The organism is Pseudomonas sp. 1 R 17, from assembly GCF_900067035.1.
Taxonomy (GTDB): domain Bacteria; phylum Pseudomonadota; class Gammaproteobacteria; order Pseudomonadales; family Pseudomonadaceae; genus Aquipseudomonas; species Aquipseudomonas marginalis.
Genome location: NZ_FKLB01000019.1, coordinates 215744 through 238897, shown reverse-complemented (window position 1 = coordinate 238897; position 23154 = coordinate 215744). Strand labels below are relative to the sequence as shown.

The 23154-nt window shown below is 60.7% G+C and carries 21 protein-coding genes; 10 read left to right on the top strand and 11 right to left on the bottom strand.

Features of this window, described 5'->3' with window-relative positions; genetic code table 11:
* Positions 1 to 5 precede the first annotated feature (5 nt).
* The 3 genes from hisA to BFP99_RS04160 all read left to right on the top strand — a co-directional run bounded on the left by hisA (position 6) and on the right by BFP99_RS04160 (position 2345).
* Positions 6 to 743, top strand: coding sequence for a 1-(5-phosphoribosyl)-5-[(5-phosphoribosylamino)methylideneamino]imidazole-4-carboxamide isomerase (gene hisA / locus BFP99_RS04170; RefSeq protein ID WP_027605077.1), 738 nt, complete (start codon positions 6 to 8; stop codon positions 741 to 743).
* A gap of 9 nt (positions 744 to 752) precedes the next feature.
* Positions 753 to 1523, top strand: coding sequence for an imidazole glycerol phosphate synthase subunit HisF (gene hisF, locus BFP99_RS04165; RefSeq protein WP_003171107.1), 771 nt, complete (start codon positions 753 to 755; stop codon positions 1521 to 1523).
* A gap of 66 nt (positions 1524 to 1589) precedes the next feature.
* Positions 1590 to 2345: a substrate-binding periplasmic protein gene (locus BFP99_RS04160; RefSeq protein WP_065925754.1), complete on the top strand. Its 756-nt coding sequence runs from the start codon at positions 1590 to 1592 to the stop codon at positions 2343 to 2345.
* Here the strand turns inward: BFP99_RS04160 and BFP99_RS04155 are convergent.
* The 4 genes from BFP99_RS04155 to gpmI all read right to left on the bottom strand — a co-directional run bounded on the left by BFP99_RS04155 (position 2336) and on the right by gpmI (position 7471).
* Positions 2336 to 3115, bottom strand: coding sequence for a divergent polysaccharide deacetylase family protein (locus BFP99_RS04155; RefSeq protein WP_065925753.1), 780 nt, complete (start codon positions 3113 to 3115; stop codon positions 2336 to 2338). The genes BFP99_RS04160 and BFP99_RS04155 overlap by 10 nt on opposite strands.
* A gap of 1 nt (position 3116) precedes the next feature.
* A complete protein-coding gene (locus BFP99_RS04150) occupies positions 3117 to 4433 on the bottom strand; it encodes a S41 family peptidase (RefSeq protein ID WP_027605074.1) in 1317 nt (438 codons plus the stop codon).
* A 30-nt stretch (positions 4434 to 4463) separates the two neighbouring features.
* On the bottom strand, positions 4464 to 5759 hold the full coding sequence (locus tag BFP99_RS04145; protein ID WP_065925752.1) for a murein hydrolase activator EnvC family protein: 1296 nt from the start codon (positions 5757 to 5759) through the stop codon (positions 4464 to 4466).
* Positions 5760 to 5944: 185 nt separating this feature from the next.
* Complete coding sequence (gene gpmI / locus BFP99_RS04140; protein WP_065925751.1) at positions 5945 to 7471, bottom strand: 2,3-bisphosphoglycerate-independent phosphoglycerate mutase; 1527 nt, start codon at positions 7469 to 7471, stop codon at positions 5945 to 5947.
* A 151-nt stretch (positions 7472 to 7622) separates the two neighbouring features.
* Here gpmI and BFP99_RS04135 point away from each other — a divergent pair, with 151 nt between their 5' ends.
* From BFP99_RS04135 to secB, 3 genes are read left to right on the top strand one after another with little or no spacing between them, the layout of a single operon-like run.
* Complete coding sequence (locus tag BFP99_RS04135; RefSeq protein WP_065925750.1) at positions 7623 to 8036, top strand: rhodanese-like domain-containing protein; 414 nt, start codon at positions 7623 to 7625, stop codon at positions 8034 to 8036.
* A 1-nt stretch (position 8037) separates the two neighbouring features.
* On the top strand, positions 8038 to 8292 hold the full coding sequence (gene grxC / locus BFP99_RS04130) for a glutaredoxin 3 (protein ID WP_010213876.1): 255 nt from the start codon (positions 8038 to 8040) through the stop codon (positions 8290 to 8292).
* A gap of 42 nt (positions 8293 to 8334) precedes the next feature.
* Positions 8335 to 8814, top strand: coding sequence for a protein-export chaperone SecB (gene secB, locus BFP99_RS04125; RefSeq protein ID WP_014716520.1), 480 nt, complete (start codon positions 8335 to 8337; stop codon positions 8812 to 8814).
* Between the two features lie 126 nt (positions 8815 to 8940).
* On the opposite strand, the gene BFP99_RS04120 is transcribed toward secB, so the two are convergent.
* Positions 8941 to 9396, bottom strand: a complete 456-nt coding sequence (locus BFP99_RS04120) for a tRNA (cytidine(34)-2'-O)-methyltransferase (protein WP_065946679.1) — start codon at positions 9394 to 9396, stop codon at positions 8941 to 8943.
* Between BFP99_RS04120 and BFP99_RS04115 the strand changes: the two genes are divergently transcribed.
* On the top strand, positions 9395 to 9835 hold the full coding sequence (locus BFP99_RS04115; RefSeq protein WP_065946678.1) for a hypothetical protein: 441 nt from the start codon (positions 9395 to 9397) through the stop codon (positions 9833 to 9835). The genes BFP99_RS04120 and BFP99_RS04115 overlap by 2 nt on opposite strands.
* Positions 9836 to 10365: 530 nt before the next feature.
* On the opposite strand, the gene ntrC is transcribed toward BFP99_RS04115, so the two are convergent.
* The 5 genes from ntrC to glnA all read right to left on the bottom strand — a co-directional run bounded on the left by ntrC (position 10366) and on the right by glnA (position 15926).
* Positions 10366 to 11802 (bottom strand): nitrogen regulation protein NR(I), encoded by a 1437-nt coding sequence (gene ntrC, locus BFP99_RS04110; RefSeq protein WP_027605069.1) that lies wholly within the window; start codon positions 11800 to 11802, stop codon positions 10366 to 10368.
* A complete protein-coding gene (gene glnL / locus BFP99_RS04105) occupies positions 11799 to 12884 on the bottom strand; it encodes a nitrogen regulation protein NR(II) (protein ID WP_024072896.1) in 1086 nt (361 codons plus the stop codon). The genes ntrC and glnL overlap by 4 nt, the downstream gene beginning before the upstream one ends.
* Positions 12885 to 13180: 296 nt before the next feature.
* On the bottom strand, positions 13181 to 13606 hold the full coding sequence (locus BFP99_RS04100; RefSeq protein ID WP_065925749.1) for a cupin domain-containing protein: 426 nt from the start codon (positions 13604 to 13606) through the stop codon (positions 13181 to 13183).
* A 98-nt stretch (positions 13607 to 13704) separates the two neighbouring features.
* The gene (locus BFP99_RS04095) at positions 13705 to 14244 is read right to left on the bottom strand and encodes a chorismate mutase (protein ID WP_065925748.1); all 540 of its coding nucleotides are present in this window, start codon (positions 14242 to 14244) and stop codon (positions 13705 to 13707) included.
* A 275-nt stretch (positions 14245 to 14519) separates the two neighbouring features.
* Positions 14520 to 15926: a glutamate--ammonia ligase gene (glnA, locus tag BFP99_RS04090; protein WP_024072899.1), complete on the bottom strand. Its 1407-nt coding sequence runs from the start codon at positions 15924 to 15926 to the stop codon at positions 14520 to 14522.
* A 334-nt stretch (positions 15927 to 16260) separates the two neighbouring features.
* Between glnA and thiI the strand changes: the two genes are divergently transcribed.
* A complete protein-coding gene (gene thiI, locus BFP99_RS04085; RefSeq protein ID WP_065925747.1) occupies positions 16261 to 17715 on the top strand; it encodes a tRNA uracil 4-sulfurtransferase ThiI in 1455 nt (484 codons plus the stop codon).
* Between the two features lie 139 nt (positions 17716 to 17854).
* A complete protein-coding gene (gene typA / locus BFP99_RS04080) occupies positions 17855 to 19675 on the top strand; it encodes a translational GTPase TypA (protein WP_032890153.1) in 1821 nt (606 codons plus the stop codon).
* 247 nt (positions 19676 to 19922) lie between these two features.
* On the opposite strand, the gene BFP99_RS04075 is transcribed toward typA, so the two are convergent.
* Complete coding sequence (locus tag BFP99_RS04075) at positions 19923 to 20357, bottom strand: YkgJ family cysteine cluster protein (RefSeq protein ID WP_024072902.1); 435 nt, start codon at positions 20355 to 20357, stop codon at positions 19923 to 19925.
* A 238-nt stretch (positions 20358 to 20595) separates the two neighbouring features.
* On the opposite strand from BFP99_RS04075, the gene BFP99_RS04070 reads away from it, so the two are divergent.
* Positions 20596 to 23046, top strand: coding sequence for a glycogen/starch/alpha-glucan phosphorylase (locus BFP99_RS04070; RefSeq protein WP_065925746.1), 2451 nt, complete (start codon positions 20596 to 20598; stop codon positions 23044 to 23046).
* Positions 23047 to 23154: the final 108 nt, after the last annotated feature.

Sequence of the window (23154 nt, the reverse complement as noted above, 5' to 3'; positions counted from 1 at the left end):
GCCAGATGCTGATTATCCCCGCTATCGATCTCAAGGACGGCGCCTGCGTCCGTCTGCGCCAAGGCCGTATGGAAGATTCCACCGTGTTCTCCGATGACCCGGTGAGCATGGCTGCCAAATGGGTGGAAGGGGGCTGCCGGCGTCTGCATCTGGTGGACTTGAACGGCGCCTTCGAAGGCCAGCCGGTCAACGGCGAGGTGGTCACCGCGATCGCCAGGCGCTACCCGAACCTGCCGATCCAGATCGGCGGCGGTATCCGCTCCCTGGAAACCATCGAGCATTACGTCAAGGCCGGCGTGAGCTACGTGATCATCGGCACCAAGGCCGTGAAAGACCCGGCCTTCGTCGCCGAAGCCTGCCGCGCGTTCCCGGGCAAGGTGATCGTGGGCCTGGACGCCAAGGACGGTTTCGTCGCCACCGACGGCTGGGCTGAAATCAGCACCGTGCAAGTCATCGACCTGGCCAGGCAGTTCGAAGCCGACGGCGTGTCCGCCATCGTTTATACCGACATCGCCAAAGACGGCATGATGCAGGGCTGCAACGTGCCGTTCACCGCTGCGCTGGCGGCGGCGACGAAGATTCCGGTGATCGCTTCCGGCGGCATTCACAACCTGGGCGACATCAAGTCACTGCTGGACGCCAAGGCCCCCGGCATCATCGGCGCCATCACCGGCCGCGCAATCTACGAAGGTACCCTGGACGTCGCTGAAGCCCAGGCTTACTGCGATGCCTACAACGGCTGAGGACTGACCATGGCGCTGGCCAAACGCATCATCCCTTGCCTGGACGTCGACAACGGTCGCGTGGTCAAGGGCGTCAAGTTCGAGAACATCCGTGACGCCGGCGACCCGGTGGAAATCGCCCGTCGCTACGATGAGCAAGGTGCCGACGAAATTACCTTTCTCGACATCACCGCCAGCGTCGACGGCCGCGACACCACGTTGCATACCGTCGAGCGCATGGCCAGCCAGGTGTTTATCCCGCTGACCGTGGGCGGTGGCGTGCGCACCGTGCAGGACATCCGCAACCTGCTCAATGCCGGTGCGGACAAGGTCTCGATCAACACTGCTGCGGTGTTCAACCCGGAGTTCGTCGGCGAAGCCGCGCAGCACTTCGGCTCGCAATGCATCGTGGTCGCCATCGACGCCAAGAAAGTCTCCGGCCCGGGCGAAACCCCGCGCTGGGAGATCTTCACCCATGGCGGTCGCAAGCCGACCGGCCTGGACGCGGTGGAGTGGGCGATGAAGATGGAAGGCCTGGGCGCCGGGGAAATCCTGCTGACCAGCATGGACCAGGACGGCATGAAGAACGGCTTCGACCTGGGCGTGACCCGCGCCATCAGCGATGCGCTGGGTATTCCGGTGATCGCTTCCGGCGGCGTCGGTAACCTGCAACACCTGGCCGACGGCGTGATCGAAGGCCATGCCAGCGCGGTGCTGGCGGCGAGTATTTTTCACTTTGGTGAATACACCGTTCCCGAGGCCAAGGCCTACATGGCGGCGCGCGGTATCGTCGTTCGCTAAACGTTGCTGGACACCATGGCAGGTGCGCGGCACTCTCTGCGCTTGCCATGGATTCCGGTAGCCTTCATGTTCAAGACCCTGCTGCTTGCCCTCGCCAGCACCTCCATCTTCATGGTGAGTGCGGCCCACGCCGAAGAACCGTCCGACGCCTCTCTGGTGTTGCTGACGGAAAATTTCCCGCCCTACAACATGGCTAAGAACGGCAAGAACTTCGCCAGGGACGAGAACATCGAAGGCATCGCCGTGGACATCGTGCGCGAAACCTTCAAGCGTGCCGGCATTTCCTACAATCTCACCCTGCGTTTTCCCTGGGAGCGAATCTATAAGCTCGCCCTGGAGAAACCCGGCTATGGCGTGTTTGTGATGGCGCGCCTGCCGGATCGTGAAGCGCTGTTCAAGTGGGTCGGCCCCATCGGCCCGGACGACTGGGTGCTGCTGGCCAAGGCCGACAGCAAGATCCAGCTCGACGACCTGGAGCATGCGCGCCGCTACAGGATCGGCGCCTATAAAGGCGATGCCATCGCCGAGACCCTGGAGAAGCAGGGCCTTAACCCGGTGGTGGTGTTGCGTGACCAGGACAACGCGCAAAAGCTCGTGGATGGCCAGATCGACCTGTGGGCCACCGGCGACCCGGCCGGGCGTTACCTGGCGCGCCAGGTCGGTGTGACCGGGCTCAAGACTGTGCTGCGGTTCAACAGCGCCCAGTTGTACCTGGCACTGAACAAGGATGTACCGGATGAGACGGTGGCCAGGCTGCAGGCAGCGTTGGATCAGTTGCGCTCTGAAGGGCGGGTGGAACAGATCATGGCGGACTATTTGTAGCGGTAGACGCCGTTCTTGCCGTGCCCCGGCATGGCTTGATTGCTGCGCACACTGATCATCAGCTTGATATCAATCCACTCGATGCCCTGGGCCTGGAGCTTGGGCAATTCGCGCTCGAGCACCGCCAGCGTCTGCGGATAGGGGTGGCCGATCATCACCGCCGAACCCTGTTTATGCGCCAGCTTGATCGCGGTTTGCAGCTGCGTGGCAATCGCCGCTTCGGTGCGTTCATCATCGAGGAATACATCCCGCGAGACATGGGCCAGGCCGATCTTCTGCGCCTCGGCGGCGGCCACGGTCTGTGCGCTGGTGCGGCTGTCGACGAAGAATTTGTTGCGCCGCTGCAGTTCCGCCATCAGCCAGGCCATGGCGGCCGGCTGGGCGGTCATGCGACTGCCCATATGGTTGTTGATGCCGGCGGTGTAGGGCACGGCCTTGAAGGCGGCGTCCAGGCGTTGGCCAAGTTCTTCCATGGAGAGTTCCGGGTGCCAGGCGAACGGGCCGGTGGCGGGGTCCATGGGCATGTGCAGGATCACGATCTTGCCGGCCTTGTGCGCTTCGCGGGCGAATTCGGCGGCGTGGGGCGTGTCGGGCATGATCGCCGTGGTCACCGGCCCAGGCAGGGCCAGCACGCGACGATCCCGGGGCAGGTTTTGCCCCAGGTCGTCGATGATGAGGGTCAGGTAGGCTTTGTGGAATTCGCCGGCAGGGGCCGCTTGGGCGACCCCTGCCAGGCTGCACAGCACAGCGATGATCAGGGCAACACGCATATCAACGGCTGCGCGTAATGCTCAGGCCCTTGAGCAGGCTCAGCGCCTGGGCCAGCTGGTAGTCATCGTCCTGCGGCATCGGCTTGGCTTTCTTGCTGCTGCCGGTTGGCTGGTCGGCACCGCCGTTGCCATTGCCCAGGTGACCTTGCAGGTCTGCTTCCTTGTAGTACTCGCTGTCGATTTCGTTGGTGATCTTGGCCTTGCGCACTTCGATGTCCGGCACGATGCCTTGGGCCTGGATCGAGCGGCCGTTCGGCGTGTAGTACAACGCGGTGGTGATCTTCAGGGCGCGATCGTTGTTCAGCGGCAGCACGGTTTGTACCGAGCCTTTGCCGAAGCTGGTGGTGCCCATCAGCACGCCGCGCTTCTGGTCTTGCAGGGCGCCAGCGACGATTTCCGAGGCCGAGGCGCTGCCGCCGTTGATCAGCACGGCCAATGGCACGTTCTCGCTGAGATCGTTGCCGGTGGCCGAGAAGCGCAGCTCGGAGTTGGCGATACGGCCCTTGGTGTAGACGATCAGGCCCTTGGTGATGAAGTGGTCGACCACTTCCACCGCCGACTGCAGCACGCCGCCCGGGTTGTTGCGCAGGTCGAGCACGATGCCGCTGAGTTTCTTGCCGTTGTCCTTGCGCAGCTTAGCCAGGGCCTTGGCCACTTCGTCGCCGGTCTTGACCTGGAACTGGGTGATGCGGATGTAACCGTAGCCAGACTCCAGCAGCTGGCTCTTCACGCTCTTGACCACGATGGTCGCACGGGTGAGTGTCACGTCAAACGGGTTGCCGCCGTCGCGCACCAGGGTCAGGGTGATTTTCTGGCCGATCTTGCCGCGCATCTTGTCGACGGCTTCGGTCATGGTCTGGCCGCGGGTCGGCTGGCCGTTGATCTTGACGATAAAGTCACCGGCCTGGATGCCGGCCTTGGACGCCGGGGTGTCATCGATGGGCGAGACCACCTTGATATTGCCGTCTTCGGCGCCGACTTCAATGCCCAGGCCGCCGAACTCACCGCTGGTGCTTTCCTGCAGCTCGGCAAAATCTTCCGGACCCAGGTAGGCGGAGTGCGGATCAAGGTTGCTGAGCATGCCCTTGATGGCATTCTCCAGCAAGGTCTTGTCGTCTACAGGTTCGACATAGGCGGCCTTGATCCGGTCCATGACCTCGGCAAAGGTGCGCAGCTCGTCCAGCGGCAATGGCGCCTTGGTGGTCGCGGCCGTGGCGGCGGGTGCAGCCGGGGCGGCCTGGTCGGCAAAAGCCAGAGGCGCGCCGATGACCAGGGCGATCGTCAGGGCCAGCGAAGTGAGGCGGGACAAATGCAGCATGTCGAACGAACTCCTAATGTAGATGCGACCCTATCCTTGGGACCGGCACCATTGTGCGGGATCGCTCGGGCGACCCTGCTGACGAATAGCGAAGTACAGCGCCGGGGTGTCCTGGCCACCACTGTTACCGACAGTGGAGATAGATTCACCGGCTTTTACAACATCACCTGCCGACTTGAGTAACGTCTGATTGTGGCCATAAAGGCTTAAATAGCCATTACCGTGGTCGAGAATCACTAGCAAACCGGCGCCCCGCAGCCAATCGGCAAACACCACGCGCCCGCCATGTACGGCGTGGACCTGGCTGCCGGCAGAGGCGCTGATCATCACCCCGTCCCACTTGGCACGGGTGTCATCGCCCCGGGTTTCCCCAAAGCGTGCCAGCAGTCGACCATCAACCGGCCATGGAAGTTTGCCGCGGGCTGAAGCAAAAGGGCCGCCGAACGACTCGCCGGCACTGGAAACCAGCGGGCCAGGGGCGGCATGTACCGGTTTGCGCGGCGCCGGGGCATCGGTGGTGGCTGCCAGTTCGGCCTCACGCTGGCGCTTTTTTTCCGCTTCCTGCTGGGCGATCAGCGCTTTCTGTCGCGCCTCTTCGGCCTCGCGTGCCTGGCGTGCCAGGGTTTCTTCGATGGTCTTGAGCACTTTGGCCAGGTCGGCCTGGTCCTGCTCGCGGGCCTGCAGCTTGGCGTCGCGGGCCTTCACGTCGTCATTGAGCTTGGCCAGGGCCAGCTGGCGCTCCTTGCGGACCTTGTCCAGCTCGTCGCGCTGGGCGTTGAGGCTGGCTTTCTGGTCCTCCAGCTGCGACTGCTGGTTGGCGATTTCCTGTTCGACGTTGGCCAACTGGCGCAGGGTCTCGTTGAAGCTTTTCAGTTGCTCCAGGCGGGCCTTGCTCAGGTAGTCGTAGTAGGTCAGGGTGCGCGCGAATTTCTCCGGGTTCTGCTGGTTGAGCAGCAACTTGAGGTATTCCTGGCGGCCGCTCTGGTAGGCGGCGCGGGCCTGGATCGCGATCAAGCGTTGCTGTTCAACGCGTGCGCTCTGGAGTTTTTTTTTCTCAGCGTCGAGTCGCTCCAGTTCCGACTCGCTCTTCTTTAGTTCTTTTTGCAGCTCCTGGACCTGCTTCTCCAGCTTGCCCATTTCGGTTTCCGTGCCGCGCAGATCTTTCTGCACCCCGGATTTTTCTTCCTGGAGCTTGCCGAGCAGTTTTTTCAGCTCGGTAATGTCCTGACGCGTAGCGTCCAACTGTTGTTGAGTTTGTGCGCGCTCGTCGGCAAACGCCGGTTGGAGCAGGCAGACAAGAGCGAGGCTAATCAAGGCGCGAAGCATAGAGGCGGGCGACACCAGGGAAAGGGACGGCCTAGTATGCCCGCCAAGCGCTGCAAAAAAAACGCCCAATTCGGCCTGGAAGGCAAGATAGGTGCCGAGCGGCGGTGGTATGGCAAAAAGACATCTACCAAACACCGCAGATCCCATGTGGGAAGGGACAAGCCCCTCCCACATGTTTGTTGAGATCAGACCAGAATTGAGGTCCCGGTCATCTCTTTGGGCTTCTCCAACCCCATCAGCATCAGCATGGTCGGTGCCACATCCGCCAGCACGCCGCCTTCACGCACTTTGAAGTCGCGCTTGCCTACATAGATGAACGGCACCGGCTCGGTGGTGTGGGCGGTATGGGCCTGGCCGGTGGTTTCGTCGGACATCTGCTCGCAGTTGCCGTGGTCGGCGGTGATCAGCGCTTCGCCGCCGACTTTTTCCAGAGCCTCGACAATGCGGCCGACGCACAGGTCCAGGCATTCCACGGCCTTGGTCGCAGCTTCCAGATTGCCGCTGTGGCCGACCATGTCACCGTTGGCGTAGTTGACCACGATCACGTCGTAACGCTGGTGGTCAATGGCGTCGACGATCTTGTCGGTGACTTCCGGCGCGCTCATTTCCGGCTGCAGGTCGTAGGTGGCGACTTTCGGCGAAGGGATCAGGATGCGTTCTTCGCCTGGGAACGGTTCTTCACGGCCGCCGGAGAAGAAGAAGGTCACGTGGGCGTATTTTTCGGTTTCAGCGATACGCAGCTGGGTCTTGCCGTTCTTCGCCAGGTAGTCGCCCAGCACGTTGTCCAGGCTGCCGGCAGCAAAGGCAGCGGGGGCCGGGATGCTGGCGGCGTATTGGGTCAGGCCGACGTATTGGACTTTTGGCTGGCGCGCCCGCTCGAATTCCTTGAAACCGTCTTCGACAAACACACGGCTCAGCTCGCGGGCACGGTCGGCGCGGAAGTTCATGAACACCACGGCGTCGCCGTCTTCGACCTTGACCGGCTCGCCGATGGTGGTGGCCTTGACGAATTCATCGCTCTCGCCACGGGCGTAGGCAGCTTCCAGGCCTTCCTGGGCGGTGGCGGCGTGGAATTCGGCCTGGCCGTCGACGATCAGGTTGTAGGCCTGGGACACGCGGTCCCAACGGTTGTCGCGGTCCATGGCGAAGTAGCGGCCCACCAGGCTGGCGATGCGGCCCTTGCCCAGGGCGGCGAAGGTGGCGTCCAGCAGCTCGATGGAGGATTGCGCGCTTTTTGGCGGGGTGTCGCGGCCATCGAGGAAGGCGTGCAGGTAGATCTTGTCGGCGCCGCGCTTGAAGGCCAGCTCGGCCATCGCCACCAGATGGTCCTGGTGACTGTGAACGCCGCCGTCGGACAGCAGGCCCATGAAGTGCACGGCCTTGCCGGCGGCCACTGCTTTATCTACCGCTGCGCAGAGGGTCGGGTTCTCGAAGAACTCGCCATCGCGGATCGATTTGGTCACGCGAGTGAAGTCTTGATAGACCACTCGTCCGGCGCCGAGGTTCATGTGGCCGACTTCCGAGTTGCCCATCTGGCCGTCCGGCAGGCCCACGTCCATGCCCGAGCCGGAGATCAGGCCGTTGGGCACCGTCGCGGTCAGGCGGTCGAGTACGGGCTTCTTGGCCGCGTACACCGCGTTGTCGTGGTGGCTTTCACTGTGTCCGAAGCCATCGAGAATTATCAGGACCAAAGGTTTAGGCGTGGTAGTCATAGATCCTCTCGCGGCGGTAATAAAGGAAGGCAATTGAAAAGGGAGTGGCAGTTTAAAGCGAAGTTCCGACCACGTCACCGCTTTACGGGGGTTGGCCCCCCCTGACGGCTGTGTATACTTACCGCCATTTTAACGCCCTGGAACCTCCTTGATGGTTGATCACCTGATTGCATTTGCCACTGCCCACTATCTGCTCGTGGGTGCCTTCGTCATCCTGCTGGCGCTGCTGATCGCTCACGAATTGAGCCGTGGTGGCCGCAGCCTGAGCACGTCGGAGCTGACCGCGCTGGTCAACAAGGATGAGGCCATTGTGGTGGATATCCGCCCAGTCAAGGATTTCGCCGCCGGCCACATCGTCGGTGCCCTGAACATTCCTCAGGACAAGCTGATCGCGCGCCTGGCCGAGCTGGAAAAGCACAAGGCCAAGACCATCATCCTGGTCGACGCCCAGGGCCAGCACGCCGGTACCCACGCCCGCGAGATGCTCAAGACCGGTTTCACCGCCGCCAAGCTGTCCGGTGGCATCAGCAGCTGGCGCGCCGATAACCTGCCGCTGGTGAAGTGATATGAGCCAGGTCGTCGTATATTCCAGCGATTGGTGCCCTTACTGCATGCGGGCCAAGGCCCTGCTGGAGAAAAAGGGCGTTGCCTTCGAAGAGATCAAGGTCGATGGCAAACCCCAGGTGCGTGCCGAAATGGCCCAGAAGGCGGGGCGCACGTCAGTGCCGCAGATCTGGATCGGCGCCAAACACATCGGTGGTTGCGACGACCTGTTTGCCCTGGAGCGCGCCGGTAAACTCGATGCGCTGCTGCTCGTCTGACTCCTAACCCCTAAAAGACCCCAAGATCAAGAAGGATCTGCGATGACTGACCAACAGAACACCGAAGCAGCAGAAGCCCAAGGCCCACAATTTTCGCTGCAGCGTATCTATGTGCGTGACTTGTCGTTCGAAGCGCCGAAAAGCCCGGCTATCTTCCGCCAGGAATGGACCCCAAGCGTTGCCCTGGACCTGAACACCCGTCAAAAGGCACTGGAAGGCGATTTCCACGAAGTCGTGCTGACCTTGTCGGTCACCGTCAAGAATGGCGAAGAAGTGGCCTTCATCGCTGAAGTGCAACAGGCCGGTATCTTCCTGATCCAGGGCCTGGACGAAGCGTCCATGAGCCACACCCTGGGTGCGTTCTGCCCGAACATCCTGTTCCCGTATGCCCGCGAGACCCTGGACAGCCTGGTCACCCGTGGTTCGTTCCCTGCGTTGATGCTGGCTCCGGTGAACTTCGATGCCCTGTACGCTCAAGAGCTGCAGCGCATGCAACAGGAAGGCGCACCGACGGTTCAGTAATCTCGAACCCGACGCAGAACCCAATGTGGGAGGGGGCTTGCTCCCGATAGCGGTGGATCAGTCACGTAGATGTCGACTGACACTCCGCCATCGGGGGCAAGCCCCCTCCCACATTTGTTATGTGTGTTACTTGAAGCCGAGTTGGCGCCAGCCTTCGTAGACGGCAACGGCGACGGTGTTCGACAGGTTCAGGCTGCGGCAGCCTTCGCGCATCGGCAGGCGCAGGCGATGCCCGTCCGGCAGGGCGTCGAGTACGTCGGCCGGCAGGCCACGGCTTTCCGGGCCGAACAGGAAGGCGTCGCCTTCGGCGAAGCTGGCATCATGGAACGGTCGCGAACCCTTGGTGGTGAACGCGAACAGCCGTGGGTGGCCCAGGCTTTCCAGGCAGTTGGCCAGGTCGGCATGGCGCTGCAGGGTGGCATACTCGTGGTAGTCCAGGCCGGCACGGCGCAGGCGCTTGTCGTCCATGTCGAAGCCCAGGGGCTCGATCAAATGCAGGTGGCAGCCACTGTTGGCGCACAGCCTGATAACGTTGCCGGTATTCGGCGGAATTTCTGGTTGAAAAAGGATGACGTGAAACATGCACGGCTCCGAAGGCAAAGATGCGCTGCATTCTACCCCTGAAGAAGACCCAAGACCGAAGCTAATGCCGAGGGTCATGGGCTCATTGGCGATTGTCGGCCTGATGGTGGGCCTGATGATCGGCCGCCTGACCACCCCTGACCCGGTCGAGTTGCAGCAGATACAGACGGCGGCGGACGGTGTGGTGGTGTGGTTCAACAGCGAACCCAAGCTGCACGGCGAGCACATCGACGGCACCCTGGCGCTGTTGTTCGATGCACAAGGCAAAGCCGCCAGCGGGCAGCTCAAGGTCAACGACAAGGATGTGAACTGGCGCGTGCGCAAGACCGATGCGGGCTTGCTGCTGAACCTGGTGGCGGCTCGGCCGTTGCGCGGGGAGTGGAAGGGCGAGGAGGTCGATGACCGCTGGCGGCTGGAGATCCATCTCCAAGAGCAATAAAAGAGGGAGTTCCCGGCCTGCCTGTACCAGGGCTCCCAAAACGGGGTGAAGCCAGAGGCTTCGGTGTTAAAGAGGGAATCCCCGGCCTGCCTGTACCGAGGTTCCCGAAAGCGGTGTGGAGCGCGACGCGGTTCGCATCAAGCACCCCGGGTGTAAAGAGGGGATTCTCGGCCTGCCTGTACCAAGGTCCCCGAAACTGGGTTGTACTGGGGTTATTGCAGGGCGCGTGCCAGAGTGGCTGAGTTGTGCCAAAAAATTTCTCCAGAAAGCGAAAAGCCCCGGAATACGGGGCTTTGGTGTTTTCGGGGTTCAGCATTTTTTTAACAAGAGGCTTGCCTCGGGCTTGGAACGTGTGCGCGATGCTAGAACAGGGTGCATTGAAGCGGTGCACGGTTCTGAGTCCGTGTGGAGGTCCAAATGTGAGAGGGGGGCTTGCTCCCGATGGCGGAGTGTCAGTCGATATCTATCTGACTGATCCACCGCTATCGGGAGCAAGCCCCCTCCCACATTAGACCTCGGTAGATTGGAGATCAGGCGTCGTCGCCCTCATCGTCATCACCACCATCGACCTTCATGCCCAGCTCCTTGATCTTGCGCGTCAGGGTATTGCGACCCCAACCCAGCAACACGGCGGCATCGCGACGGCGGCCGGCGGTGTGCTTGAGGGCGGTTTCGATCATGATCCGCTCGAAGGCCGGTACGGCGCTGTCCAGCAGGTTCGACTGGCCGCGTGCCAGGGCCTGGTCGGCCCATTGGCGCAGCGCCTGTTCCCAGTTGGTCACCGGTGCCGAATCCTGCGGCAGGCTCAACAGCTCCGGCGGCAGGTCGCCGATATGCACTTCGCGGCCGGACGCCATCACGGTGATCCAGCGGCAGGTGTTCTCCAGCTGGCGCACGTTGCCGGGCCATGGCAGGTTCTTCAGGTATTCCTCGGTCTCGCTTTTCAGCAGCTTCGGCTCGACGGCCAGCTCCTGGGCGGCGCGGCTGAGGAAGTGGCGGGCGAGGGTCGGGATATCTTCGCGACGGTCCGACATCCGTGGGATGTGGATGCGGATCACGTTGAGACGGTGGAACAAGTCTTCACGGAACTTGCCGGCGTGCACCAGGGTTTCCAGGTTCTGGTGAGTCGCGGCGATGATGCGCACATCGACCTTGACCGGTGTGTGCCCGCCCACGCGGTAGAACTCGCCGTCCGCCAGTACGCGCAGCAGGCGGGTCTGGGTGTCGGCCGGCATGTCGCCGATTTCATCGAGGAACAGCGTGCCGCCGTCCGCCTGTTCGAAGCGGCCGCGACGCAGGTTGGCTGCGCCGGTGAACGCGCCTTTCTCATGGCCGAACAGCTCGGACTCCATCAGATCCTTGGGGATCGCCGCCATGTTCAGCGCGATAAACGGCGAGGCCGCCCGCGGGCTGTGGCGGTGCAGGGCGTGGGCCACCAACTCTTTACCGGTACCCGACTCGCCGTTGATCAGCACGGTGATGTTGGAATGGCTCAAGCGCCCGATGGCGCGAAACACTTCCTGCATCGCCGGCGCTTCACCGATGATTTCCGGGGTGCGGGTCAGGGTCGGCGGGGCTTCCTGGTTCTGCTGTTCCTGGGCGTGCTGGTTGGCGCGCTTGACCAGCGCCACGGCCTCGTCCACATCAAATGGCTTGGGCAGGTACTCGAAGGCGCCGCCCTGATAGGACGCGACAGCGCTGTCCAGGTCGGAGTGCGCAGTCATGATGATCACCGGCAGGCGCGGGTGCTGCTCGCGAATCCGCGCCAGCAGGTCCAGGCCACTGGCGCCGGGCATGCGGATGTCGGAGATGATCACGTCGGGCTGCTGGCGCGCCAGGCGGCTCATCACCCCGTCGGCGCTGTCGAAGCTCTGGGTGGTCATGCCTTCCTGTTGCAAGGCTTTCTCGAGGACCCAGCGGATAGAACGGTCGTCATCGACGATCCACACAGTTTCACTACGGCTCATGTCGATGGGGCTCCTTGTTCCAGAGGCAGAAAGATCGAGAACGTGGTGTGGCCGGGATGGCTTTCACATTCGATCAGACCCTGGTGCTGGCTGATGATGTTCTGGGTAATGGCCAGGCCCAGCCCGGTACCGTCCGGGCGGCCGCTGACCATGGGAAAGAAGATGGTTTCCTGAAGTTCCGCAGGAATGCCTGGGCCGTTGTCGATGATCTCGACCTTGGTCACCAGGCGATGGCGCACGTGGCCGATGGTGAACTGGCGCAGGGCACGGGTGCGCAGGCTGATGCGGCCAAGGCGCAGCTCGTTCTGGCTGCTGATGGCCTGCATGGCGTTGCGCACGATGTTGAGCACCGCCTGGATCATCTGCTCGCGGTCGATCAACACGTCGGGAATGCTCGGGTCGTAGTCGCGCACCAAGGTGATGCAGCCCTGGCTTTCGGCTTCTACCAACTGACAGACGCGCTCAAGTACTTCGTGCACGTTGGTCATCGCCAGCGACGGCAGCTTGTTGGAGCCGAGCATGCGGTCCACCAGGTTACGCAGGCGGTCAGCCTCTTCGATGATGACGTTGGTGTAGTCCTTGAGGTGCTCGTCCGGCAGCTCGCGGGCCAGCAACTGCGCCGCGCCGCGAATGCCGCCCAGCGGGTTCTTGATCTCATGGGCCAGGCCGCGCACCAGCATCTTGCTGGTCTCCTGCTTGGACAGCTGGGCTTCTTCCTTGGTGATGCGCAACAGGCGGTCGCGGGGGTGCACTTCGAGCAGCAGCAGGGTCGCGCCGTTGCTCAGGATCGGGGTGACGGCGTAGTCGACGGTCAGCGTCTGGCCGGTCAGTGCCGTGAGCATCGCTTCACGCTTGGTGAACGGATGTGCCTGCTCCACCGCCTGGCGCAATGAACTCAAGGCTTCGGCCGACTCGGTGAACAATTCGCTGATGAACTGCCCATGGCTGCGCTGGCCGCTGATGGCCAGGAGCATCTCCGCCGCCGGGTTCATGTACTCAAGGCGCAGGTCGTCATTGAGCAGGATGGTCGCGGTAGTCAGATTGTCGAGTAACAAACGGTGCAGTGCATCGCTGATGGTCATCGGGACCTCTTTTGGAGCAAGGCGCGGGCTTGAGGCCCGCGCTGATACAAGGAAAATGCAAAAACCAAACCAAGGCTCCGAAAAGAAGCGTTAATCCCCTGAAATAGGGGTTTAAGGCGCGAAACTGTGGCGTTCTGCCAGCTTGGCCGGGAAGTTTCGAACCAAAATGGGGTGAGTCAGTGGGAAGGGTGCAGGTCGTCGCACCAATATAGTGCGGTTTCGTGAGGTTTGTTCAGGAAGTGATGAGAGAGTGCTCTCGACGGCTGTGCGAGAGCGATCTCAGTGGTGGGGCTTTATCAGTGTGGCTGGGAGAGTGGCATGCCCGCGCTGCCGGCGTAAAAGACCAGCAGTTCCACCGGTGTGCTGCCGGTTCTGCCGCGATGGACTGTGCCTACCATCTCGGCCAGGGTTTGCCCCTGTGTCAGGGTAAGGGCTTGCCCACCTTTACGGGCTTCAACGATCAACTCGCCCGAGAGGATATACGCTGCGTTCGGCATGGGGTGGCTGTGCCAGGGTAACTGCGTATTCGCGGGGATCTTGAGCCGCAACAGCGTGAGTTCCGGCGGGCCGGAGGGATAAGCCTTGTAAGGTGTTCCGTCCCATGAAGCGCTGCTCTGCAGCAGGATTTCCTTTTCGATTTGCACGACGACTTTCGGCTGGCTGCTGCAGCCTAGGGCAGACAAGCAGGCCGCTGTTGCGATCAAGCATTTGAGGGCTTCCATGGTTGGTTTCATCCCGTTCGCTGAGTGGCCGGTCAGGCTACGATCGCTGTTCGGGGAGGGATGCCGGAAGGTGCCTAAAATAATGTGGGTGTCATCCGTTATTGGCCTGTGCGAATACACAGCTCGGCCGTGGCGCGGATCATCGCCAGTTGCCGCAGCGGGTCGTTCAGCGGCTCATGCACCGCTTCGGCCAGCCAGTGAGGGCACTGCGGGTCGGTACGTTGGGGGGTGAAGTCCGCCAGTTGTTGCAGCAGGCGTGTTTGCAATTGATCCAGCTGCGGGCGAATCTGCTTCACCAGGTCCGGGCGCGGATCGTCGGGTGCCTTGCCCTGGAACTGCCAATCGGACAGGTGGGTGTACTGCACCAGCTTGTTTGCCTCGATCTGGGCCGAGAAGAATTGCTCGGCGGCGGCGGGTGCCAGTTTGTAGCTCGGCGCCTGGGCGACAACGCTGGCGATCACTTCTTGTTCGCGCTTCTTATCTTCCACCGGTTTTTTGCTGTCCCATTTGCTCAGCGCCACCTGGTCGGCGATTTCCAGGCGTTCGGCGATGCTGTTGAGTAAAGGCTCAAGCGTAGGTGGCGCAGCCAATGCACTGGCGCTGATAAAGAACAAAGTGAACGCAAGTCGATGTTTCAAAGGAAATCCCCCTGTAGGAGCGAGCTTGCTCGCGAAGGTCGTTAACGATAACGCGTAAATGTTGAAGAAATGCGGTGCCCTGGCGTTTTTCGCGAGCAAGCTCGCTCCTACAGTGGTCGCGTAGGGCTCAAGCCAACCCCAAATCCACCGCCCTCCGTCTTCGATGGTCAGCCATATGCTCGACCGCCGAGCAGCCACCTGACAATCCCCAGGCAAAAAAAGACCTCCCGAAGGAGGTCTTTTCGCATCACGCCACCTTAAGCAGCGCTACCGGATCAGCAGCTGTAGTACAGCTCGTATTCCAGTGGGTGTACGAAGGTGCGTACTTTGATTTCTTCTTCGCTTTTCAGCTCGATGTAGGCATCGATGAAGTCGTCGCTGAATACGCCGCCTTTGGTCAGGAACGCACGGCCCTTGTCCAGCTCTTCCAGGGCTTCTTTCAGGCTGCCGCACACTTGTGGGATCTCTTTGGCCTCTTCAGGCGGCAGGTCGTACAAGTTTTTGTCGGCGGCGTCGCCAGGGTGGATCTTGTTCTGGATACCGTCCAGGCCGGCCATGACCAGGGCAGCGAAGGCCAGGTATGGGTTGGCTGCTGGATCCGGGAAGCGAGCTTCGATACGGCGAGCGCGCGGGCTGGATACGTAAGGAATACGGATCGAGGCGGAACGGTTGCGAGCCGAGTAGGCCAGCATGACCGGTGCTTCGAAACCTGGGACCAGACGCTTGTAGGAGTTGGTCGACGGGTTGGTGAAGCCGTTCAGGGCCTTACCGTGCTTGATGATGCCGCCGATGAAGTACAGGGCGGTGTCGGACAGGCCGGCATAACCTTCGCCAGCGAAGGTGTTCTTGCCTTCTTTGGCGATGGACAGGTGAACGTGCATACCCGAACCGTTATCGCCGTACAGTGGCTTAGGCATGAAGGTAGCGGTACGGCCGTAGGCATCAGCCACGTTGTGTACGCAGTACTTCAGGGTCTGGACTTCGTCAGCCTTGGCGACCAGGGTGTTGAACTTCACACCGATTTCGTTCTGGCCGGCAGTCGCCACTTCGTGGTGGTGAACTTCGATGACCAGGCCCATTTCTTCCATGGCGTTGCACATGGAGGTACGGATTTCGTGGTCGTGGTCGAACGGCGGAACCGGGAAGTAGCCACCTTTGATGCCTGGACGGTGGCCTTTGTTGCCGCCTTCCACGTCCTGGTCGGACATCCACGAACCTTGTTCGGAGAAGATCTTGAACATCGAACCGGAGATGTCGGACTTGAACTTGACCGAATCAAAGATGAAGAATTCCGGCTCCGGGCCTACGAATACGGTGTCGCCGATACCGGTGGACTTCAGGTATTCCTCGGCACGCTTGGCGATCGCACGTGGGTCGCGGTCGTAGCCTTGCATGGTCGAAGGCTCGATCACGTCGCAGACGATGATCAGGGTTGGGTCTTCGGTGAACGGGTCGAGGACGGCAGTGCTGTCGTCCGGCATCAGGATCATGTCGGAGGCTTCGATGCCTTTCCAGCCAGCGATGGAGGAGCCGTCGAACATTTTGCCTTCTTCGAAGAAAGCATCATCCAGCGCGTCGCGAGCCGGCATGGTCACGTGGTGCTGAGTGCCTTTGGTGTCCGTGAAGCGCAGATCAATCCATTTAACGTCATGATCTTTGATGAGTTGAACCGACTTCGACATAGTGTCCTCCGGGTGGCTTCGGGCTGGGGTAGTGGAGTTAGCCCTTAGAATGTGGGTGATGCCGGCGCGGATAGTCCGCCATGGCAACCTGCCTCACAAGAGAGCAAATTGCGTGCCAGTGCGCCAACATGGGTTTTTTGCTCCAAAAACGCCCTATAAAGGGTACATAGCGACAAAAGCCTGAAATACGAGCACCGAAATGTGGCGCAAGGCGATGCAAATGCACCTCTTTAGTGCGAGTTGAGTGTTGTGCATATTAACTGGTTAAACCTTGAGCGATTTCCGCTATAATCCGCGCCCCCCTTTTTCGGCAGGCCCTGCGCGCGCTGTTTCCATGAAATTAATCGTTAAAGTCTTCCCCGAGATCACCATCAAGAGCCGACCGGTACGGATGCGTTTCATCCGTCAGTTGGCCAAGAACATCCGTGCCGTGCTCCGCGATCTGGACCCGGCTGTGGTGGTGAACGGTGTGTGGGACAACCTCGAGCTGGAAACCCGCCTGACCGACGTCAAAGCCTTGAAGGACATGACCGAGCGCCTGAGCTGCATGCCGGGTATCGCGCATTTCCTGCAGGTGGATGAGTACCCGCTGGGGGACTTCGACGACATCACCGAAAAATGCAAACGGCACTTCGGCGACAGCCTTGAAGGCAAGATTTTTTCGGTGCGGTGCAAGCGTGCCGGCAAGCACCCGTTCAGCTCCATGGACGTCGAGAAATACGTCGGCAGCAAGCTGCGTCGCGAGTGCGGCGCCGCCGGAATTTCCCTCAAGGCGCCGCAAATTGAAGTGCGCATGGAAATTCGCGACCAACGGTTGTTTGTGATTCACAGCCAGCACGACAGCATCGGCGGCTACCCGCTGGGCGCCCTGGAACAGACCCTGGTCCTCATGTCCGGCGGTTTCGATTCCACGGTGGCGGCCTACCAGATCATGCGCCGCGGCCTGATGAGCCACTTCTGCTTCTTTAACCTGGGCGGGCGTGCACACGAATTGGGCGTGATGGAGGTTGCGCACTTTATCTGGAAGAAGTACGGCAGCTCCCAGCGCGTGCTATTTGTGAGCGTACCGTTCGAGGAAGTGCTGGGCGAAATTCTCGGTAAAGTCGATAACAGTCATATGGGCGTAGTTTTGAAGCGTATGATGTTGCGCGCTGCGTCCCGAATCGCCGATCAGTTGCAGATCGACGCGCTGGTGACCGGTGAAGCGATTTCCCAGGTTTCCAGCCAGACGCTGCCGAACCTGTCACTGATCGATTGCGTGACTGAAAAGCTGGTACTGCGTCCGCTGATCGCCAGCCACAAGCAGGACATCATCGACTTGGCAGAAGAAATCGGCACCGCCGACTTTGCCAAGCACATGCCTGAATATTGCGGGGTCATTTCGGTGAACCCCAAGACCCACGCCAAGCGCAACCGCGTGGAGTACGAAGAACAACAGTTTGATATGGCGGTTCTGGAGCGTGCGCTCGAGAACGCCAAGCTGGTCCCGATCGATCGTGTTATCGACGAACTGGGCCAGGATGTGCAGATCGAAGAAGTCAGCGAAGCCCTGGCCGGACAAATCGTCATCGACATCCGTCACCCGGATGCCGCTGAAGATGAGCCGCTGGAAGTCGCCGGCATCGACGTACAAACGCTGCCGTTCTATGCATTGAACGCGCGTTTCAAGGAACTGGATAACAGCCGTCAGTACCTGTTGTATTGCGACAAAGGCGTGATGAGTCGCCTGCATGCCCACCATTTGCTCAGTGAGGGGCATGCCAATGTGCGCGTTTATCGACCGAGCTAAGAGCCCGGGGCTGTTTGCCTGTGGCCTGCGTCACCGGCCCCCCGACTCTGCCGTCAAGCTGTAACGGCAAGGCCTGACTCTACTGTTAATCGCTGCCACGACCTGTCAGCACACCGAATCCTCTGATCGAGATACACAAGTGATCGAAAATCTACGTAACATCGCCATCATTGCCCACGTTGACCATGGTAAAACCACCCTGGTAGACAAACTCCTGCGTCAATCCGGCACCCTGGAGCGCAACGAGCTCAACGACGAGCGCGTGATGGACTCCAACGACCAGGAAAAAGAGCGCGGTATTACCATCCTGGCAAAAAACACCGCTATCAACTGGAACGGCTACCACATCAACATCGTGGATACCCCGGGCCACGCCGACTTCGGCGGCGAAGTAGAACGCGTAATGTCGATGGTTGACTCCGTTCTGCTGCTGGTTGACGCTCAAGACGGCCCTATGCCGCAAACCCGTTTCGTGACCAAGAAGGCTTTCGAAGCCGGCCTGCGTCCGATCGTGTGCATCAACAAGGTTGACCGTCCAGGCGCGCGTCCGGACTGGGTTCTGGACCAGATCTTCGACCTGTTCGACAACCTGGGTGCCACCGAAGAACAGCTGGACTTCAAAGTCGTCTACGCCTCGGCCCTGAACGGCATTGCCGGTCTGGAACACACCGACATGGCTGAAGACATGACCCCGCTGTACCAGTCGATCGTCGACAACGTACCGGCGCCTAAAGTTGACCGTGATGGTCCGTTCCAGATGCAAATCTCGGCACTGGACTACAACAGCTTCCTGGGTGTTATCGGCGTTGGCCGTATCGCTCGTGGTAGCGTCAAGCCGAACACCCCGGTTGTTGCTATCGGCGCCGACGGCAAGAAGCGTAACGGTCGTATCCTGAAGCTGATGGGTCACCACGGTCTGCACCGTATCGACGTTGAAGAAGCTTTCGCTGGCGACATCGTCTGCGTGAGCGGCATGGACTCCCTGTTCATCTCCGACACCCTGTGCCAGCCGGACAACGTTGAGGCGATGAAGCCTCTGACCGTCGACGAGCCAACCGTTTCCATGACCTTCCAGGTAAACGACTCGCCTTTCTGCGGTAAAGAAGGCAAGTTCGTGACTTCCCGTAACATCAAGGAACGTCTGGACAAAGAGCTGCTGTACAACGTTGCACTGCGCGTTGAAGAAGGCGACTCGGCTGACAAGTTCAAGGTTTCCGGCCGTGGTGAGCTGCACCTCTCGGTACTGATCGAAACCATGCGTCGCGAAGGCTTCGAAATGGGCGTTGGTCGTCCAGAAGTGATCATCCGTCAGGTTGACGGCGTGAAGCAGGAACCGTTCGAAAACGTCACCATCGACACCCCGGAAGAATCCCAGGGCAAGGTCATGGAAGAGATGGGTCTGCGTAAAGGCGACCTGACCAACATGGTGCCGGATGGCAAAGGCCGTGTGCGTCTGGAATACAACATTCCTGCTCGTGGTCTGATCGGTTTCCGTAACCAGTTCCTGACCCTGACCAACGGTGCTGGCATCCTGACCTCGATCTTCGATCGCTACGACACCATGAAGTCCGGCGACATGTCCGGCCGTCAGAACGGTGTTCTGGTATCGGTAGAAACCGGCAAGGCCCTGACCTACTCCCTGGAAACCCTCCAGGCGCGTGGCAAGCTGTTCGTTGAGCACGGTCAAGAGATCTACAACGGTCAGATCGTTGGTCTGAACAGCCGTGACAACGACATGGGCGTCAACCCAACCAAAGGCAAGAAGCTCGACAACATGCGTGCTTCGGGCAAAGACGAAACCATCGCCCTGGTCCCACCTGTTCGCTTCACCCTGGAACAGGCCCTGGAATTCATCCAGGACGACGAGCTTTGCGAAGTCACGCCTAAGTCGATCCGCCTGCGTAAGAAGATCCTGGACGAAGGCGAGCGTACCCGCGCTGCCAAGAAAGCCAAGAACTGAGTTAACTCAGGCTGAATGAAAAACGCCCCCGGTCGAAAGGCCGGGGGCGTTTTTTTATGCCTGCAATTTGTGTTGTGCGGGCTCTTGTAGTGAGCGGGCTTGCCCCGCGCTGGGTGGCGAAGCCACCCCAAATCCAGGAACCTGAGTTTTATCTGGAAAAATGCAGAGACCGGGTTAGGGCCGCTTCGCAGCCCAGCGCGGGGCAAGCCCGCTCACCACAACAAGCCCGCTAACTACAAGGTTGTGATCAGAACTTGTCGAGGGTCTTGAACTTGGTCTCGCGCACCACTTCCTTCGGCTTGTACGCGCAATACCCCGGGCGCGGCCCGATTTTCGGGTGGTTGCGGCAAGTATCCGGGCGCTTGTCATAAATAGTGCAGAAGCGCGTCTTACGATCCAGGTACAGGCAGTCGTTGTTGCTCATGCGCTGCAGGGTAAAAATCTCGGATTTGTTGTTGTAGCGCTCGACGATGCCTTCCTTCTGCAACCGCTTGGCGATGTTCTTCGGCGGGTCGCCGCGCTCGAATTCATCGACGATGCCAATGCGGATCAGGTCCTTGATCTTCACCTCAACCGGCAGCGTGCAGCAGCTGGACACGCAGCCGCCGCACATATGGGCGGAATATTTCTGCCAAGTCTCGAGACGGTCGAGTTCCGCGGCGGCGATCAGTTGAGGCTTCATCGGGGTTCCAAAAGGTGGGGCTGTATCCGGGCGCGCGATCATACCGGGATTGGTGGTTTTTTGAACAATATTTTGCGTATTTCAGCTCAAAGGCTGGACATGGGCCGATCGGGCACGACCCCTGCATCAAATGCCTGTAAAGGTGAATGAGTTAAAAAACTGCCGAACCAGAGCGTCTACCGTCTGTCAGACCGACTAGGCTCTAGCAACTCTTTCAATCTCGCCCGAGGTCACACCGATGTCTCAGGAACCGCTTGCACGAGAAGCAGAGGTAGCCGCATTCCGCGATGCTGTCTTGACCAAACTCACCTACGCGGTGGGCAAAGACCCGGACCATGCCTTCGACCATGACTGGTTCGAAGCCATTGCCCTGGCCGCCCGCGACCAGATGGTCGACCACTGGATGGATCACACGCGGCGTATCTACCGCAAAGGCCAGAAGCGGGTTTATTACCTCTCCCTGGAATTCCTTATCGGCCGCCTGCTCTACGACAGCCTGAGCAACCTCGGCGTGCTGGAGATCGCTCGCGAAGCCTTGTCCGAGCTGGGTGTGGACCTCGAACGCATTCGCCTGCTGGAGCCCGACGCGGCGCTTGGCAACGGCGGCCTCGGCCGTCTGGCCGCGTGCTTTATGGAAAGCATGTCGACCTTGGGCATCGCCGGCCATGGTTATGGCATTCGTTATGAGCACGGCTTGTTCCGCCAGGCGATTGTCGATGGCTGGCAGCAGGAACAGACCGAACGCTGGCTGGATTTCGGCAACCCGTGGGAATTCGAGCGGGCCGAGGTGATTTACCCGATTGGCTTTGGCGGCAGCGTCGAGACCCTGCCGGATGCCTCCGGCAAGCTGATCCAGGTGTGGACGCCCAACGAAACCGTGCGTGCCGTTGCCTACGACACCCCGGTGGTCGGCTGGCGCGGCGCCAGCGTGAATACCTTGCGCCTGTGGCGTGCCCGTGCGGTGGAAGACCTACACCTGGAGCGCTTCAACGCCGGTGACCACCTGGGCGCCGTCGCCGAAGTGGCCCGCGCCGAGAGCATCTCCCGAGTGCTTTACCCGGCGGACAGCACCGAAGCGGGGCAGGAACTGCGCCTGCGCCAGGAATACTTCTTCGTCGCCGCCTCCTTGCAAGACCTGTTGCGCCGCCACAAAAACATGCACGGCTCGGTCCTGAGCCTGGGCGAACACGCGGCGATCCAACTCAACGACACCCACCCCTCGATCGCCGTGGCTGAGTTGATGCGCCAGTTGGTCGACCTGCACGACATTCCGTGGGAAGCCGCGTGGGATGTGACCGTCGAAACCCTGTCGTACACCAACCACACCCTGTTGCCCGAAGCCCTGGAAACCTGGCCGGTCGGCCTGATGGAGCGCATGCTGCCCCGGCACATGCAGATCATCTACCTGATCAACGCCCAGCACATCGATGCGCTGCGCGCCAAGGGCATCCATGACTTCGACGTGCTGCGCGCTGTGTCCCTGATCGAAGAAGACAACGGCCGCCGTGTGCGCATGGGCAATCTGGCGTTCCTCGGCTCCCACAGCGTCAACGGCGTGTCCGGCCTGCACACCCAACTGATGCGCAGCACGGTGTTCTCCGAACTGCACAAGCTCTACCCGGAGCGCATCAACAACAAGACCAACGGCATTACCTTCCGCCGCTGGCTGTACCAGGCCAACCCCAAGCTCACCGATATGCTGGTGGAAGCCTTGGGCCCGGACATTCTCGACAACATCGAAACCCGCCTGGGCGAGCTGGAAACCTTCGCCGAGAAACAGACCTTCCGCAAAGCCTTTGCCGACCAGCGCCTGCACAGCAAGCGTGCGCTGGCCGAGATCATCCATGAGCGCCTGGGCATTTCGGTGAACCCGGCGGCGATGTTCGACGTGCAGGTCAAGCGTATCCACGAATACAAGCGCCAGTTGCTCAACCTGCTGCACACCGTGGCGCTGTACCAGGCGATCCGTGCCGAGCCGGGCACCGACTGGGTGCCACGGGTGAAGATCTTCGCGGGCAAGGCGGCGGCCAGCTATCACCAGGCCAAGTTGATCATCAAGCTGACCAACGACATCGCGCGCACCGTCAACAACGACCCGACCGTACGTGGGCTGCTCAAGGTGGTGTTCCTGCCCAACTACAACGTCAGCCTGGCGGAAAGCATCATCCCGGCGGCGGACTTGTCGGAGCAGATCTCCACCGCCGGCTTTGAAGCCTCGGGCACCAGCAACATGAAGTTCGGCCTCAACGGCGCGCTGACCATCGGCACCATGGACGGCGCCAACGTGGAGATGCACGAGCGCGTGGGCGCCGATCACATGTTTATCTTCGGTCTCAGCGCACAGCAGGTCGAGGCACGTAAACACGCCGGGGAATTCAACGCCGGGCCCGATATTGCGGCGTCCCATCGTCTGAACGATGTGCTGCAAGCGATTCGGGGCGGGGTGTTCTCGCCGGACGATCCGGGCCGCTATGTGGGCTTGATCGACGGGTTGATCGACTACGACCGCTTCCTGGTCTGCGCCGACTTCGATTCCTACTGGGACGCCCAGGCGCGGGTCGAAGCGCATTGGCATGATTCCAAGGCGTGGTGGCGTTCGGCGGTGCTCAATACCGCACGGATGGGCTGGTTCTCGTCGGACCGGACGATCCGCGAGTACGCTACGGAAATCTGGAAAGCCCTCGACTAGATCTACTGTAGGAGCGAGCTTGCTCGCGAAAAACGCCAACGATAACGCGTGCTTTCTGATTTAACGCGGTATCTTTGCGTTCTTCGCGAGCAAGCTCGCTCCTACAGC

Bases quoted from the DNA above. Each gene is read 5' to 3' on its own strand.
- hisA (WP_027605077.1), top strand. From the start codon at position 6: ATGCTGATTATCCCCGCTATCGATCTCAAGGACGGCGCCTGCGTCCGT.
- hisF (WP_003171107.1), top strand. From the start codon at position 753: ATGGCGCTGGCCAAACGCATCATCCCTTGCCTGGACGTCGACAACGGT.
- BFP99_RS04160 (WP_065925754.1), top strand. From the start codon at position 1,590: ATGTTCAAGACCCTGCTGCTTGCCCTCGCCAGCACCTCCATCTTCATG.
- BFP99_RS04155 (WP_065925753.1), bottom strand. From the start codon at position 3,115: ATGCGTGTTGCCCTGATCATCGCTGTGCTGTGCAGCCTGGCAGGGGTC.
- BFP99_RS04150 (WP_027605074.1), bottom strand. From the start codon at position 4,433: ATGCTGCATTTGTCCCGCCTCACTTCGCTGGCCCTGACGATCGCCCTG.
- BFP99_RS04145 (WP_065925752.1), bottom strand. From the start codon at position 5,759: ATGCTTCGCGCCTTGATTAGCCTCGCTCTTGTCTGCCTGCTCCAACCG.
- gpmI (WP_065925751.1), bottom strand. From the start codon at position 7,471: ATGACTACCACGCCTAAACCTTTGGTCCTGATAATTCTCGATGGCTTC.
- BFP99_RS04135 (WP_065925750.1), top strand. From the start codon at position 7,623: ATGGTTGATCACCTGATTGCATTTGCCACTGCCCACTATCTGCTCGTG.
- grxC (WP_010213876.1), top strand. From the start codon at position 8,038: ATGAGCCAGGTCGTCGTATATTCCAGCGATTGGTGCCCTTACTGCATG.
- secB (WP_014716520.1), top strand. From the start codon at position 8,335: ATGACTGACCAACAGAACACCGAAGCAGCAGAAGCCCAAGGCCCACAA.
- BFP99_RS04115 (WP_065946678.1), top strand. From the start codon at position 9,395: ATGCACGGCTCCGAAGGCAAAGATGCGCTGCATTCTACCCCTGAAGAA.
- BFP99_RS04120 (WP_065946679.1), bottom strand. From the start codon at position 9,396: ATGTTTCACGTCATCCTTTTTCAACCAGAAATTCCGCCGAATACCGGC.
- ntrC (WP_027605069.1), bottom strand. From the start codon at position 11,802: ATGAGCCGTAGTGAAACTGTGTGGATCGTCGATGACGACCGTTCTATC.
- glnL (WP_024072896.1), bottom strand. From the start codon at position 12,884: ATGACCATCAGCGATGCACTGCACCGTTTGTTACTCGACAATCTGACT.
- BFP99_RS04100 (WP_065925749.1), bottom strand. From the start codon at position 13,606: ATGGAAGCCCTCAAATGCTTGATCGCAACAGCGGCCTGCTTGTCTGCC.
- glnA (WP_024072899.1), bottom strand. From the start codon at position 15,926: ATGTCGAAGTCGGTTCAACTCATCAAAGATCATGACGTTAAATGGATT.
- thiI (WP_065925747.1), top strand. From the start codon at position 16,261: ATGAAATTAATCGTTAAAGTCTTCCCCGAGATCACCATCAAGAGCCGA.
- BFP99_RS04075 (WP_024072902.1), bottom strand. From the start codon at position 20,357: ATGAAGCCTCAACTGATCGCCGCCGCGGAACTCGACCGTCTCGAGACT.
- BFP99_RS04070 (WP_065925746.1), top strand. From the start codon at position 20,596: ATGTCTCAGGAACCGCTTGCACGAGAAGCAGAGGTAGCCGCATTCCGC.